We start from the raw sequence: 14561 nt of genomic DNA on the forward strand, positions 1-14561 counted from the left end.
TTCTCCACCGACATCGGCAATGAGGTGGCCTCGCTCGGCGTGCAGATCCACGGCGGCATGGGCTTCATCGAGGAAACCGGCGCCGCGCAGCATTTTCGCGATGCGCGCATCACCCCGATCTACGAAGGCACCAACGGCATCCAGTCGATTGACCTGGTGACGCGCAAGCTTGCGGCCAATGGCGGCGAGGCGGTGTGGGCCCTGCTCGACGAGCTCAAGGGCATCGTCGGCAAGGTCGAGGCCTCGAACGATCCCGCCTTCGGCACCACAGGTCCAAAACTGCGCGATGCATTGGCCGCGCTCGATCGCACCAGCCGCTGGCTCTTGGAGCGCGTGACTTCTGCGCCGAACGATGCGCTGGCGGGTGCTACGCCCTATCTCAAACTGTTCGGATCGACGCTGGGCGGATGCATGCTGGCCGGCGAAGCGCTGGCCGCGCGCGACCTCGGCGAAGGCGCCGGCGATCCGCAGCGTTATGTCACGCTGGCGAGATTTTTCGCCGAAAACATTTCGGTGCAGGCAGGAGCCCTGGAGCGCACCGTGATGGACAGCGCCGAGGCGGTGAACGGCGCGGATGCGGTGTTGCTGGGGTAGCTTCATCCGCCTCACTCGTCGTCCCCGCGAAAGCAGGGACCCATACGCTGTGTCGTCCATTGTCATGTGCAAAAGGCTGTTGCGGGCAGACGTCGTTACGGAAGGGCCGCGGCGTATGGATCCCGGCTCGCGCTTCGCTTGGCCGGGACGACGAGAATAGCGCATTTCCTGACTCGAATTTCAAAACAGCTTGCTGTGTTGAAGCGGGGCATGACGATCGCGGAATATGACTCCGCCTTCTCGCGACGCGATGCGCCCGAGTTGTCCAGGAATTTCTGCCCCCGAAAAACAGAGGGCGCAGGGAAAGCCGGGTGCCCGCTGCACCCGCAGCCCCCTGTGCAACAAAAAAGCACAGGGGTAGAAGCCACAGGTGCGCCGGAACACCCGGCCTTCCCTGCGCAATGGTTTTACGGCTTATTTCGCGCTCTCCCCGGTGATCGGGCTTGTTTGTCACCGTCGCTTGCGTCTCCGCAAACTTGACGCCAGCGTCGAGGCGTCAGGACCACACGACTTCACCGTCCGCCTCAGGCGCCCTCGTCAGAAGCGCCATCCGCGTCCACCGCATCCCGCCCCGCGTCCGTGACGATCGCGAAACGCCCCTCTGATCGGGACGGGATAGCGCAAATATGGATTTGATTTGGGTTGGCGGCGAAGCGAAATATTTTTGCGGACAGGACTGGACAGGTAGCATCAGCCTGATCCGGTTCAACAAATCAGGCTGAGCGCGCACGTCTGTAGGCGTAATCCTGTAGGATCGGTTGAGCCCTTCGCGAAACCCATCACCCGCGCAAGCTGCAATTGATGGGTATCGCTTTGCTCCACCCATCCTACGCGGCGCCCGGCCTGGCTTCAGAAAATTTACTGCTTCTGAAGTTTCGTGATGGTCCTGGTCCCGTCGGTTTGCGTGACAGAAAAGCTGACCTTATCGCCGGCGTGCAGGTCTTCCAGCGACTGGCCCTTTTGCACTTTAAATTCTTCGGCGGCGCCGCCGGTATTGGCGCCGACGGTGCCGCTTTGCGTCTGCTTGATCGCGACGGTGTCATTGATGCGGTTAATTCCGGTGATCGTTCCCGTCAGCGCCTGTTGGGCCACAGCCGCCGAACCGGCGATGGCGAGGGCCGCAATGCCAGCCGAAAGGATCCTGGCGATCTTCATGGCAGTCTCCCGATTTTGAGGCTATGCGCGATAAGCTGCAGTGGCCGGATTAGTTCCTGCGGATTGACTTAATCCGGTCCAATTCCCAAACCGGCAAGGGAACCGCCGATACTTCAAGGGCATCTCCGGCCGGCGACGAATTGTCCGCTGCCGGAGTTGGGGCGGATCGTGAAGAATATTCGAGGTAGTACGGCCGCCTGATCCACACAGCGCGGCTGATGGCATTTATGGAGTACGCAGGCATTTCCCGGACTTTCAGCGCTTTTTCTTTTAGTCTGACGGCTATAATGTGATCGAAACGATTCTGACCAATTGGATTTTACGGGATTGAAGACGAGCAGATCGTGCCAGGCCTCCCGACTCCGGACCCGTTAAAGCGCTATCCGATCTTTCGGACCTCCGATTCCGAGGAGTTCCGGAATGCGATCCTGTCGCGGTTCGGTGCAACAGGTGCCGAAGTCAAATCTCCGGTCGGCTTTGTGGCGCGGGGAAGCCTGGTTCAGCTTCAAGACATCGCGCTGGTGCACGGCGCCAGCAGTACCGGCGTATCGATCGATTATCCCGAGACTGAACGCTTCCGCCTGATGACGGCCCTGAGCGGTCGAGGTGAAGCCAGGATCGGGCGCGAGACGACAGAAATCAATGCAAACAGGTCCTGCATCGTTTCGGCGGGCCGCGCTTCACTCGTCACCGGCGCGGGAAGTCACGGCTGGTTGACCCTTCGCATCGACGCCAGCGCCGTCGACCGCAAGCTGGCCACTCTCTTGGGTTCGCCGAAGGGCAGGGTTGAGTTCGCAGCCGGGGCGGACCGGGATCACCCGCAGGTTCAAGGTCTGTGGCAGCTTGTTCGTTTTTTTGCGGAGCAATTGAGTTCAACATCCGTACAATTTTCGCCGCTGGTGCTTCGGGAACTCGAACAGACCATCACGGTCGCTTTCCTGTGCGCCTTTCAACACACCTACACTCATCTGCTCAATCAGGATGTGAAGGACGCCGCACCCTGGCAGGTCCGCCATGTGGAGGAATATATTGAAGCCCACTGGAACGAGGCCATCACCATCGAGGGGCTGGTAGACGAGGCTGGCGTCAGCGCGCGGGCGCTTTACAGGGCCTTCGGGCGAAGCCGTGGCTACTCGCCAATGGCATTCGCGAAGTCGATCCGGTTACGGCATGCCCGGCAAATGCTCGCCGCGCCGGATGCCGATCCATCTGTCACCGGCGTCGCCTTTGCATGCGGCTTCGCGAATCTTGGCCACTTTGCAAAAGCCTACCAGGACGCGTTTGGCGAACTGCCTTCTGCGACGCTCAATCGGGCATCCCGATCCCAGCGTTCAAGCAAGGCATAGACCTGCGACTGGTTGCTTTTCTCAGGATTTGCAAATCGCTCAATGAATTGAGAAATCAGCAATGCTTGGCGCGAATTTTCACTCCAGCAGGAATATCACTGAAACGCTCGTGCCGGTTTAACCGAGTTTTAGCCGGTCCGGCAGATGATGGGGCATGACCCGCCCCATAAACCTGCTGTTCATCGGCGCCGGCTGTGCGGTTATCTGGATTTCTGGCCATCGGCTATACGGATGGCTGCTGACCGGAAGTCTGTACATAACCCCCAAGTCGAGCCCTGGGCATTACGTGACCTATTCCCAGGATCACGTCGGGTTTCTCATCGCCTTCGTCCTGTACGTTTTTGCGGTAGGTACGGGAATTGGCGTTATCGCGGTGACAGCGCTGAAGTCGAGCGAGTAGCAGTGTAACGGCGGATCAGCTGTAGGCGCAGTAGTAGCCCGGATAATCGAAGCGACATCCGGGGACTTATTGCTCCCCGCATATCGCTTCGCTCATGCGGGCTACTCACTACTCACTCAACCCCTCCGAAAGCTAATGATGCCAACACGACAATGGAACACATCCAGGGATGTGTTCCATTGTGTCGCCCAGGTATCCTTGCAGCGGCTAATCTAGGCGACCGCGGCCGGACTTGTATGCAGGTTGCCCGTGTTGCGCCGGTTGTCGACGCTCAGTGCGCCAGCGCCGAAGGCCACGATCTGAAGCAGGCCACCTGCCATCATCACGTTCTTGAGGAAGTGGATCATCTGGTTCTGGTCGGCGAAATTGCTGTGAAACGAAACCGCCGTCGCAAGCGCGAAGACCGCCAGGACTCCGGCGACGAAGCGGACGCGATAGCCGGCGACGAGAAGCAGGCCGCCTCCGAGCTCGACGGCGACAGCGACCGCGAAGGCCAGCGGTGGAAAGGGCAATCCCGCGGCGCTGATCATGCCGGCGGTGGCGCCGTAGGTTGCGAGCTTGCCAAAGCCGCTCATGGCGAATGGAAGACCAATCATCAGTCTGCCAACAAAGGGGAGGTAACGGGTGGTGCTCATTGAAAGTCTCCTTGAAACAGTTCTCCGCCTCTCGGGGCGGGCGCCAACAAATCTGTGGCGGAGGATGATTTTTCGAAATAGAAATGGTGGAAAATCATCGTTGCAGAATTGTCGATGTCGAAATTGCCGGATTTTGAAGGCCTCGCGATGTTCGCCAAAGTGGCGGAGGAGCGATCGTTCGCCGCGGCGGCCCGGGCCATGGGCGTATCGGTGGCCACCGTCTCGCGGGCCATCACCCGCCTCGAAGAACGCCTCGGCGGGCGTCTGTTCAACCGGACCTCACGGCGACTGGCGATGACAGACTACGGTCGCACGCTGGCCGAGCGGGCGTCCCGGATCTACGCGGACGCGGAGGAAACCGAGGACTTCGCACGCAAAGCCTCCAGTCGCCCGCGGGGGCTGGTGAAACTCGCAGCACCGCTGTCCTTTGGCGCGCGCTGGGTCGCGCCCTTGCTGCCCGAATTCTTTCGCCGCTATCCCGACATCGCCGTCGAGCTTCATCTCACGGATGCGCAGGCCGACCTTATCGGCGGCGGTTTTGACGCCGCACTGCGCATCGCCGTCATGGCGGATTCATCGCTTGTCGCGCGACTGATCGTGGCTGTGCGGCGCTTCGTCGTCGCATCGCCAAGCTACCTTGCCCGATATGGCCGCCCGCGGCACCCCCGCGACCTGGGTACCCATCGATGCCTGAGCTACGCCAATCGCGCGAAGCACGACATTTGGCGCTTCACACATCTAAAAACCACTGAGGAATGCTCAATTACGCCAACCGGCCAGCTGAGAGGAACCAGCGTCGAGGCGTTGTTGCCAACAGTACTGGAGGGCTTGGCAATCACCGAGCTGCCGGAGTTCGTCGCGACACATTACTTTCCGGAAAAGCAGCTCGAACCGATACTGACCGATTGGAGTCTCCCGGAAGGCGGATTGTATTTTGTGACACCGACAGCTCGCGCACGTCCCGCAAAGGTCTCCGCCCTGGCCGACTTCCTGATAACCGAGCTGACCGATGCGCGGTGGCGTGCCGACGTGGTGATGGGTTTGAAAACCACTGCACGACACAGGAAACCAGCATAGGCCCACTGTTGCGTGTACCACAACGTGCAAGCCCTATTGGTTCTGAAAAGTGTTCTCAGTTGCCGACCCGTTCCCTATAGTGCGACGGCGCTCCCTATGGCCTAATTTGGGTAACCCTCGGCTATGTTCCGAATATGGATTTTGTGTGTGTTCCAGGTCCTGATTGTTGCGGCTTTCCTCGTTGCAATTTTCCAATGGGAATCGGGTGACGGCAGCTATCGATCTATCAGCTGGACGGCCCTCAGCGCGGGCATCATCGGCGCGGCTATTGATTTAGCAATCGGGTTTGGCTGGTCTTTCACCTATTAGGTCGCCTAAGGTTCGTGGCCCGTCATCATCGTCTTGTAGCGCGAGAAAACCGTGACAATATTGACCACTCCCCCCGGCCTCGCCGCGGTCAACGATTCCTCATCGCCACCGTTCGGGGCGTTTGCGCCGACGCGCGCGCAGGCCACGATCATTTCGCTCGCACATCGCTCGCAGCTGAAGCGCGGCGCCTTCCGCCCGATGATGTCGCGGCTGGTTGACCTGTTGCGCGCCGGCCCCCTCGACGTGCCATATCAGGGCGCCGCCTTCCGCTTCTATCACCAGGCCAGCGCTACCGAGCGGGGCGCGCTGTTCAATCCCGACTATAATCTCGAAGAGCTGGAATTTTTGCGCGGCCAGATTCCCGCCGGCGGGGTGTTCGTCGATATCGGCGCCCATGTTGGCACCTATGCCTTGGTGCTGGCCGGTCATGTCGGCACCGGCGGCAAGGTGATCGCGGTCGAGCCGCATCCGGTCGCCCATGCGCGGCTTTCGTTCAACCGCACCGCTTCCGGCTTTGCCCAAGTGATGCTGGTGGCCGCCGCGGCCGGCCCCTCCGACGGCGAATTGTCGATCGAGACCGACGGCGACAATCTCGGCGCCAGCCATATCGTGTCGGGGCCGCCCTCGATCGGCGCCATCCGGGTGCCGTCGCTCCGGCTTGAGCGCATTCTCGCCGAGGCTGGTGTATCGAAGGTCGATGGGCTGAAAATCGACGTCGAAGGTTTTGAAGACCGCGTGCTGACCGGCTTCTTCCGTGACGCTCCGCCGGCACTGTGGCCGCGCGCGGTCGTGATCGAGCATCTGTCGAAGGATGAATGGCTCGACGATTGCATCGCCGACATGCGCGCACGCGGCTACCGGGAAGCGGGCAAGACCCGCAGCAATACATTGTTGAAACGAGGTTGACCTGACAGGGCAGGTTCTGTCCGTGTTTGACCCGAGGTGTCCAAATTTTTGATGTCCAAGTTTTTAGCGGTATCCTGGTTGGCATTGCGGCGTTATAAACAGGCAGCTTCGCGGCGCCTGAAATTCATTGCGGTAATTTAACCCCGGCTTTCCCGGATATTGCCTATTCTAACCGGGGTGGAAATCCTGGCCGTCGTGAGGTCGCCCGGTTGCGGAGGGCACATGTTGGCGTGGCGATGGGGTGGACTATGCCCTTCTCAAGGACGGTGCTTGATCTTCGCGGGACAGAACGCGTTTGCCTGAAGCAGGCACAGCTTTGCGCTATCCGGGAACAACCATCGAGGGCCGTCTAAATGGTCGGCTTCTTTCGCTTCCTGCGAAGCCGCGGCGCGGAAGGATCCGTCGCATCGGCGAATGATTTTTCGGAAATCGAAGTGGTGGCCACGAATTTCAACTGGCGCCAATCGGGAGGCACGACAGTTGTCGTGCAATTGGTGCCGGAGCAGGCGAAAATGCTGAAAATCGCTGCGCTCGGCTTCGACCTGCCTGACCAGGTGCCGCGCATGCGCTGGCGCGACGTTCCGAAGCTGTTCAGAAGACCGGCTCATCGGCCATTTCGAATCTATCATTGTCGGCGCAACAACGAAATGATGCTGGGAATCCTGCTGCGGCACGTGTTGCGCGCGCCGCTCCGGCTGATCTTCAATTCCGCCGGGCAGCGTCGGCACAAGGCGTTGACCCGCTGGATGTTGCGGCGGATGGACGCCATCATCGCGACCAGCGAACGCTCCGGCAGCTTCCTCGAAGTTCCCTATACGGTCGTGCCACACGGAACGAACTTTGAGTATTTCCATCCACCCCGTGGAAGCGAGGACGACTACGCAGCGAGTGGACTGCCGGGCAAATATGCCGTCGGCTGCACCGGACGGATCCGGCATCAAAAGGGCACGGACCTGTTCGTCGACGCGATGCTGCGGCTTCTGCCGCACTATCCCGATTGGACGGCGGTCATTACGGGCCGCACCACCTCCGACAATTTGAGCTTCGAGCGCGAATTGAAATCGCAGATCGCTGCCGCGGGTCTCGCGCAGCGCATCGTCTTTCTTGGCGACGTCGAGGACGTCTCGCTGTGGTATCGGCGCTTCACGTTGTTCGTGGCGCCTTCGCGCCAGGAAGGTTTTGGCCTTACTCCCCTGGAGGCGATGGCCTCGGAGACAGCCGTCGTCACGTCCGACGCGGGATCCTATCCCCTGATGATCAGGCCCGGAATCAACGGAACAATCGTGCCGGCAGGCGACCGAGACGCCCTTGCCGCGGCTATCGAACCCTATTTTCGCGAACCGGGTCTGGCCCGCGAACAGGGTCGAGCTGCGCTGGAATTCGTGCGCGACAATTTCTCGATGGAGGCCGAGGCACGCCGCATCCGGGCGGTCTACGATCGCCTTTGGGCCGAAGGGCAAAAACCACTCGGCCTCTCGCAAAAAGATCAACAAACCGCGGCTGGGACAAAACCGGCGTAAGTCCGAACGAGCTCATGCCAGGCACGCCAGGAGGAACCATGTTGAGACTTGACACGCTTCACGACACACCAGTTGAGCGCGATCCCTTCGAACATGTCATCGTGAAGGATTTCATCGGACGTGAGGAGCTGAATAAGGCCTTGGCCGACTATCCGGAAGTGCCAGGTCCCGGGTCGCATCCGCCGTCGAGCCTGAAGGTCACGGGGGCTTTCAAGGACCTGATGGACGAGATGCTCGACACCCCGTTTCGGAATGCGATCGAGGAAAAGTTCGCGGTAGATCTGACGGACAGGCCGACGATGTACACGGTCCGTGGATTCCTCCGGGAAAGAGACGGCAAGATACACACGGATTCCAAAACCAAGATAATCACCGTCCTGCTCTACATGAACGGCGATTCGTGGGAGAGCCCAACCGGCCGCCTGCGCCTGCTGCGGAACGGCTCGGATCTCGATAATTATGCGGTCGAGATCGAGCCTGTTGGCGGGACTCTCTTGATCTTCAAGCGCTCCGATAATTCGTGGCATGGCCATCATCCCTTCAAGGGCCCGCGTCGTGCCATCCAGCTGAACTGGGTTACCGACCAGTCAGTCGTCGACCGTGAGCAAGGCCGCCACGGCTTCTCGTCGAAGATCAAGCGGCTGTTTCAGCCGGCATTGTCGTGGCGGCGGTGAGAATGAATCTCGACTGCCGACAGGGTTCAAAATAGCTCCTCGGCCTGGCAGAGCTCCCAACGCATCCTGAGCGAACATAGCTGTTGCAAGAATTCCGTAGCGTGAATTGACCATCGTGCCCCATTTCACTGGTCCCAATTTCCTGTTTTTGATGGTCTGAATTGAAAGCTGAAACGGCCTTAGTTCTCAGGTGGAGCAAAACATGGAATTCAAAGGTGCAACCCTTTTATACACACTGGCTGGCCTGATGATCACGTTCGCGGGGTTCTCGACGCTCCTGTTGGCGCTGCGACCGGCCACTGGAGCGAAGTTGTCACTGCTTGACAAATACCTTGCAAGAACGGTCATGACGCACATTTTCGTATTGACGGCGGGAGCGCTGCTGCCGGCGCTATTCGCGCTCTACGACACACAGGAACAGTGGATTTGGCGAGGCTCCGCTGTGCTTTTCGCACTGCCGATGCTGTCTCTTCAGGTCACCTTTCCGCGCCGACGCCGCAAGGTGGCCGGCGAAAGACCGCCGACCGCAATATTCGCGGTCTTTGTTGTATTAGGCTCGGCTGTGACACTGGCGATGCTTGGCTACGTCTTGCTCGGCCTGCAATACAGTGCCGCAGCCTACATCACGGCGCTGACGATCGACTTCTTTACGGTCATTTTCGGCTTCATGATCGCGCTCGATGTCATTATGCAACAACCAATGGACGTGCCGGACCGGCCAACCGAGCGTCCTTGACTAAAGCGCGTATAAGCCCGGCGCATTTCTCCGGAGTCCGAGAATGGAGGCCGAGAATAAGGAAAAGGCGGACTTGAATCTCGTCAATTCAAGCCGGTTCATTGCCCTACCCGATCGGCTTCAGCCCCGCCTCGATCGCCGCGCGGCGCGGCTCCAGAAACGGCGGCAGCGCCAGTTTTTCGCCGAGCGTTTCCATCGGCTCGTCGGTGGCAAAACCAGGTCCGTCGGTGGCAATCTCGAACAGGATGCCGTTGGGCTCGCGGAAATAAAGACTGCGAAAATAGAACCGGTCGATCTCGCCGCTGTTGCGGATACCGATGTCGGTCAGGCGTTTGGTCCAGGCATGGTACTGTTCTTCGTCGGGCGTACGGAATGCGACATGGTGCACGCCGCCGGCGCCCTGCCGCGCCATCGGCAGATCCTTTTGCTCGATGACATGCAGTTCGGCGGCCGGACCGCCCTCGCCCATCGCGAACACCTGAACCTGCGCCGGCGCATCCGGGGCGGCATAGTCGCGCACATGCCGCATGTTCATCACGGAGGTCAGGACCATCGAGGTGCGCGCGAGATCGTGCACGTTGAGCACGATCGGGCCGAGGCCGCGAATCTGGTGCTCCATTGGCACCGTGCTCTTCTCCCACGGCGACGCTGTACCCGCGCCGCCGTCATCGACCAGCACCAGCCGCTGGCCTTCTTTGTCCTCGAACGGCAGCGTCAGCCGGCCGTCGACTTCGGTGACATCGCCGGTGTGGCCGCCGGCTTGCCTGAGGCGACCGCGCCAGTAGCCGAGGCTGTTCTCGCCGGCGACGCGCAATCCCGTGCGCGAGATGCTGTTGGCTCCGCGCCGTTCCGGGGCGGCCGGAAAATCGAAGAAGGTCAGGTCGGTGCCGGGATTGGCCTTTCCGTCGGCGTAGAACAGATGATAGGCGCTGACGTCGTCCTGGTTGACGGTCTTCTTGACCAGCCGCATCCCGAGCAGGCCGGTGTAAAAGGCCAGGTTATCGCGCGGCCTGGCGGAAATCGCTGTCAGATGGTGAATGCCGGTCAACTGCATGGTGTCGTCCTCACGCGTCTGCGTCCCGTTAATGCCTGTATAGCCGGTTTTGGACACCGTGGCAGATGATGTAGGCTCTGTCCGGAACACTTTCTATCCGGAACACTTGCCACTCACCCCTCACCGCTTCAAGGCCGCAGCATGACCGGGCACCTGACCATTACCGACGAAGACGCCACCCGCGTGATCACGCTGCGGCGGCCCGAAAAAAAGAACGCGCTGACCCGCGAGATGTATCGCGCCATGAGCGAGGCGATCGACAGCGCGCAGGGTGACCCGTCGATCCGCTGCATCGTGATCACGGGCGGACCTGGCGTCTTTACCGCCGGTAACGATCTGGAGGATTTTCTGAAAGACGGCACCTCGAATACCGACACGCCGCGGGCGTCCGACGCGGTGAAATTTCTGTATTCGCTGGCCCACAACACCAAGCCGATCGTGGCTTGTGTGGACGGCATCGCGATCGGCATCGGCACCACGATGCTGTTGCATTGCGATTATGTGGTCGCGAGCTCGGCGGCGACGTTTTCGACGCCGTTCATCCATCTCGGCCTGGTGCCGGAAGGCGCCTCCAGCCTGCTGATGCCGCGCGCGATGGGACATCAGCGCGCGTTCGCCACGCTGGTGATGGGACGCCCGCTCAATGCCGAGGATGCCCGGAGCGCGGGTTTCGTCAATGCGGTGGTGGCGCCCGGTCACACTGAAGCCGAGGCCCGCAAGGTGGCCCGCGAGATCTGCGCGCTGCCGGCCGAGGCGGTCGCGATCTCGCGCAAGCTTCTGAAGACACCGCCGGAAGACCTGACCCGCCGGATCGATCAGGAAAGCCATCTGTTCGGCGAGCGGATGCGATCCACCGAAGCGGTGGCCGCGTTCAAGGCGTTCTTTGCGCGCAAGAAGGGATGAGCGTTTTTCGTCATGGCCGGGCATAGCCGTCCGAAGGACGGCGTCGCTCCCGCTCGCCTATGCCCGGCCATCCACGTCTTTCTTGACTAGGTGCAGCTAAGACGTGGATGCCCGGCACAAGGCCGGGCATGACGAGCTTAGCTAGGCTGGCATTTTGCCAACGCTTCCGCTCGCTCACCGCCCCACCAGCGCCTGCAGATGTTCCGGATAACGCGCGCCCTGCACGGTGACCGCCGAGAGCGCGCGATCGATATCGCCGAGATCGCCTGCCGTCAGCTCGACCGCCGCGGCCATGGTGTTCTCTTCGAGCCGATGCAGCTTGGTGGTGCCGGGGATCGGCACGATCCACGGCTTTTGCCTGAGCAGCCAGGCCAGCGCGATCTGCGCGGGCGTCACGCCCTTTTCGCCGGCGATATCGCCGAGCAGATCGACCAGGGCCAGATTGGCCCGGCGCGCCTGCGGCGAAAACCGCGGCACGATGTTGCGGAAGTCTGATTTGTCGAACGCCGTGTCCGCGCTGATGGCGCCGGTGAGAAAACCCTTGCCGAGCGGACTGTAGGCCACGAGGCCGATCCCGAGCTGTTCGAGCGTCGGCAGCACCTCCTGCTCGAGTTCCCGCCACCACAGCGAATATTCGCTCTGCAGCGCGGTCACCGGCTGCACCGCATGCGCGCGCCGGATGGTCGACGCGGCGGCTTCCGACATGCCGAAATGCCTGACCTTGCCGTCCCGGATCAGGTCCTTCACCGCGCCGGCGACATCCTCGATCGGCACATTCGGATCGACGCGGTGCTGATAGAACAGATCGATGGTGTCGGTCCGCAGCCGCTTCAGCGAGGCTTCGGCGACCGCCTTGATATGCGCCGGCTGGCTATTGAGGCCACGCTGCTGGCCCGTCACCGGATCGATATCGAAACCGAACTTGGTGGCGATCACGACGTCTTTTCGGAACGGCGCCAGCGCTTCGCCGACAAGATCCTCATTGGTGAAGGGGCCGTAGACTTCGGCGGTGTCGAACAAGGTGACGCCGCGCTCGACCGCGGCACGAATCAGCGCGATGCCCGCCTGTTTCTCGACCGCCGGACCGTAGCCGAAGCTCAGTCCCATGCAGCCGAGGCCGATGGCGGAGACTTCCAGTCTGTTGCCAAGCTTGCGTTTTTGCATTTTTTGCACCCGTGCCTGAGTTGAAGTTGTGAGGCGTCCTGCCCGCGCGACCAGGGTTCACTTAAGCGGCGCAACGGCATCCCATTAGGCTAAAAAGGCGCATGAACTTATGAGCCGGATTCATCAATGCGCGGCAACACCCTCGATGACCTCACGGGCTTCCTGGCCGTTGCCGGCGAGTGCCGCTTGACGCGGGCCGTGGTCAGGCTCGGGGGTGTCGCAGTCGGCCCTGAGCCTCACTTGCTGGTCGAGGCGCCGCGCCACTGCGGCTGATGCGGAATCCTTCGTGAAATTGTTGCGCGCGCACTCTATTATGATGTCATGAGAAACAGACTTTGTCAGAGGCTGGCGGCGCTCGCGCTGGTCAGCGCGGCGCTGGCGGCGCCGGCTTGCGCCGAGGGCGCGACACCGGTTGAGGTGCGGATTCTCGCCATCAACGATTTCCACGGCAATCTGCGCCCGCCGGCCGGCGGGATCAGGATCGCCGATCCCGATGACAAGACCAAGAAGATCGTGGTGCCGGCCGGCGGCGCCGAGCACATGGCGACACTGCTGCGGCAACTGCGCGCGGACAGGAAAAACACCGTCTTCGTCGCGGCCGGCGACCTGATCGGCGCCAGCCCGTTTCTGTCGGCGATGTTTCACGACGAGCCCACCATCGAAGCGCTGTCGATGATGGGGCTCGAGATCGCCGCGGTCGGCAATCATGAATTCGACGAGGGCAAGGACGAGCTGTTGCGGATGCAGAATGGCGGCTGCCACCCCGTCGACAAATGCCAGGGGCCGCATCCGTTCCCCGGCGCCAAGTTCCACTACCTCGCCGCCTCCACCGTCGCCAAGGACACCGGCAAGACCATCTTTCCGCCTTACGAGATCCGGGAGTTCGAAGGCATCCCGGTGGCCTTCATCGGCCTCACATTAAAAGGTACCCCCGGCATCATCTCGCCGGTCAGCGCGGCCGGCCTTGAATTTCGCGACGAGGCCGAGACCGTCAACGCGCTGGTGCCGGAACTGAAGGCGCGTGGCGTCGAGGCCATCGTGGTGCTGATCCACGAAGGCGGCATGCCGACCGGGGACTACAATGAATGTCCGGGGATATCCGGCGCGATCGTCGATATCGTCAGGAAGTTCGACCGCGCCGTCGACGTCGTGGTCAGCGGCCACACCCATCAGGCCTATGTCTGCGAGATCGACGGACGGCTGGTCACCTCAGGCGACAAATACGGCACCATCGTCACGGCGATCGATCTGAAGCTCGATCCCGTCACGCGCGACGTCATCAGCGCCAAGGCCGATAATTTCATCGTCCGCACCGGCGTCTATGCCAGCGATCCCCAGCAGACCGCGCTGCTGGAAGCCTACGACAAGGTTGCGGCGCCGATCGCCAACCGCCGCGCCGGCACCATCGGCGAAACCCTGTCGCGCACGCCCGGCGATAGCGGCGAGAGCGCGCTTGGCGATATCATCGCCGACGCGCAACTGGCCGCGACCCGGGCCGCCGCCAGTGGCGGCGCGGTGCTCGCGGTCACCAATCCCGGCGGCATCCGTACCGACATCACAAGGAAAGAAGACGGCGCGGTGACCTACGCCGATGTGTTCGCGAGCCAGCCGTTCCGCAATCAGCTGGTCACGCTGACGCTGACGGGCGGCCAGATCAAGATCATGCTGGAGCAGCAATGGGCCGATCCGAAACGGCCGCGGATTTTGCAGGTCTCGAAGGGGTTCACCTACACCTGGGACGGCGCAAGACCCACGGGCGACCACATCGTGGCCGATCGGATGTCGTTGAACGGAGCGCGCATCGATCCCGCGGCGAGCTATCGTGTCACCGTCAACAATTATCTCGCGGTCGGCGGCGACGGCTTTACCGCGCTGAAGGACGGCACCGCGCCGCAATTCGGTATCTACGATGTCGATGCGCTGTTTGGCTATTTCCAGGCCAACAGCCCGATCGCGCCGGAGGCGGCCGGCCGCATCTCGCGAATGAATTGAATCGCGCCAGCCGATCCGGTGGCACGGCTCTTTCCGAGCGGCCCGCAAACCCGTAAGATTGGTGCCTTCTCAAAAAAGCGCGTCGAACGCGCTGGG

General features: G+C 61.5%; 15 protein-coding genes. 11 read left to right on the forward strand and 4 right to left on the reverse strand.

Annotated features, from left to right (window positions below):
• Window positions 1–594: acyl-CoA dehydrogenase C-terminal domain-containing protein (locus tag ABR948_RS08785; RefSeq protein ID WP_428115964.1), on the forward strand; the 594-nt coding region annotated here is incomplete at its 5' end.
• 858 nt (window positions 595–1452) lie between these two features.
• Here the strand turns inward: ABR948_RS08785 and ABR948_RS08790 are convergent.
• Window positions 1453–1749 carry a copper-binding protein gene (locus tag ABR948_RS08790; RefSeq protein WP_428115967.1) on the reverse strand — a complete coding sequence of 99 codons (297 nt, stop codon included), beginning with the start codon at window positions 1747–1749 and terminating at the stop codon, window positions 1453–1455.
• Between the two features lie 344 nt (window positions 1750–2093).
• On the opposite strand from ABR948_RS08790, the gene ABR948_RS08795 reads away from it, so the two are divergent.
• Together ABR948_RS08795 and ABR948_RS08800 are read left to right on the forward strand one after the other, a co-directional pair.
• Entirely contained in the window at window positions 2094–3095 is a 1002-nt protein-coding gene (locus ABR948_RS08795; protein ID WP_428115970.1) for an AraC family transcriptional regulator, read from the forward strand.
• Window positions 3096–3249: 154 nt separating this feature from the next.
• Window positions 3250–3495 (forward strand): hypothetical protein, encoded by a 246-nt coding sequence (locus ABR948_RS08800; RefSeq protein WP_428115973.1) that lies wholly within the window; start codon window positions 3250–3252, stop codon window positions 3493–3495.
• 212 nt (window positions 3496–3707) lie between these two features.
• Here ABR948_RS08800 and ABR948_RS08805 read toward each other — a convergent pair whose 3' ends face one another.
• A complete protein-coding gene (locus ABR948_RS08805; RefSeq protein WP_428115976.1) occupies window positions 3708–4130 on the reverse strand; it encodes a DoxX family protein in 423 nt (140 codons plus the stop codon).
• 114 nt (window positions 4131–4244) lie between these two features.
• On the opposite strand from ABR948_RS08805, the gene ABR948_RS08810 reads away from it, so the two are divergent.
• The 6 genes from ABR948_RS08810 to ABR948_RS08835 all read left to right on the forward strand — a co-directional run bounded on the left by ABR948_RS08810 (window position 4245) and on the right by ABR948_RS08835 (window position 9352).
• On the forward strand, window positions 4245–5207 hold the full coding sequence (locus tag ABR948_RS08810) for a LysR family transcriptional regulator (RefSeq protein WP_428115979.1): 963 nt from the start codon (window positions 4245–4247) through the stop codon (window positions 5205–5207).
• Between the two features lie 147 nt (window positions 5208–5354).
• On the forward strand, window positions 5355–5516 hold the full coding sequence (locus tag ABR948_RS08815) for a hypothetical protein (protein ID WP_428115982.1): 162 nt from the start codon (window positions 5355–5357) through the stop codon (window positions 5514–5516).
• A gap of 51 nt (window positions 5517–5567) precedes the next feature.
• A complete protein-coding gene (locus tag ABR948_RS08820) occupies window positions 5568–6422 on the forward strand; it encodes an FkbM family methyltransferase (protein ID WP_428115985.1) in 855 nt (284 codons plus the stop codon).
• Window positions 6423–6775: 353 nt separating this feature from the next.
• Entirely contained in the window at window positions 6776–7942 is a 1167-nt protein-coding gene (locus ABR948_RS08825; RefSeq protein ID WP_428115987.1) for a glycosyltransferase family 4 protein, read from the forward strand.
• Between the two features lie 38 nt (window positions 7943–7980).
• Window positions 7981–8616, forward strand: coding sequence for a 2OG-Fe(II) oxygenase (locus ABR948_RS08830; RefSeq protein ID WP_428115990.1), 636 nt, complete (start codon window positions 7981–7983; stop codon window positions 8614–8616).
• Between the two features lie 202 nt (window positions 8617–8818).
• Entirely contained in the window at window positions 8819–9352 is a 534-nt protein-coding gene (locus ABR948_RS08835) for a hypothetical protein (protein WP_428115992.1), read from the forward strand.
• Window positions 9353–9458: 106 nt separating this feature from the next.
• Here ABR948_RS08835 and ABR948_RS08840 read toward each other — a convergent pair whose 3' ends face one another.
• On the reverse strand, window positions 9459–10406 hold the full coding sequence (locus ABR948_RS08840; protein ID WP_428115995.1) for a ring-cleaving dioxygenase: 948 nt from the start codon (window positions 10404–10406) through the stop codon (window positions 9459–9461).
• A gap of 141 nt (window positions 10407–10547) precedes the next feature.
• On the opposite strand from ABR948_RS08840, the gene ABR948_RS08845 reads away from it, so the two are divergent.
• Window positions 10548–11309 (forward strand): crotonase/enoyl-CoA hydratase family protein, encoded by a 762-nt coding sequence (locus tag ABR948_RS08845; protein WP_428115998.1) that lies wholly within the window; start codon window positions 10548–10550, stop codon window positions 11307–11309.
• A gap of 174 nt (window positions 11310–11483) precedes the next feature.
• Here the strand turns inward: ABR948_RS08845 and ABR948_RS08850 are convergent, their stop codons facing one another.
• A complete protein-coding gene (locus tag ABR948_RS08850) occupies window positions 11484–12473 on the reverse strand; it encodes an aldo/keto reductase (RefSeq protein WP_428116000.1) in 990 nt (329 codons plus the stop codon).
• A 321-nt stretch (window positions 12474–12794) separates the two neighbouring features.
• Here ABR948_RS08850 and ABR948_RS08855 point away from each other — a divergent pair, with 321 nt between their 5' ends.
• On the forward strand, window positions 12795–14465 hold the full coding sequence (locus tag ABR948_RS08855) for a bifunctional metallophosphatase/5'-nucleotidase (protein ID WP_428116003.1): 1671 nt from the start codon (window positions 12795–12797) through the stop codon (window positions 14463–14465).
• The last annotated feature ends 96 nt before the right edge of the window (window positions 14466–14561 follow it).

The organism is Bradyrhizobium sp., assembly GCF_050014615.1.
GTDB lineage: Bacteria > Pseudomonadota > Alphaproteobacteria > Rhizobiales > Xanthobacteraceae > Bradyrhizobium.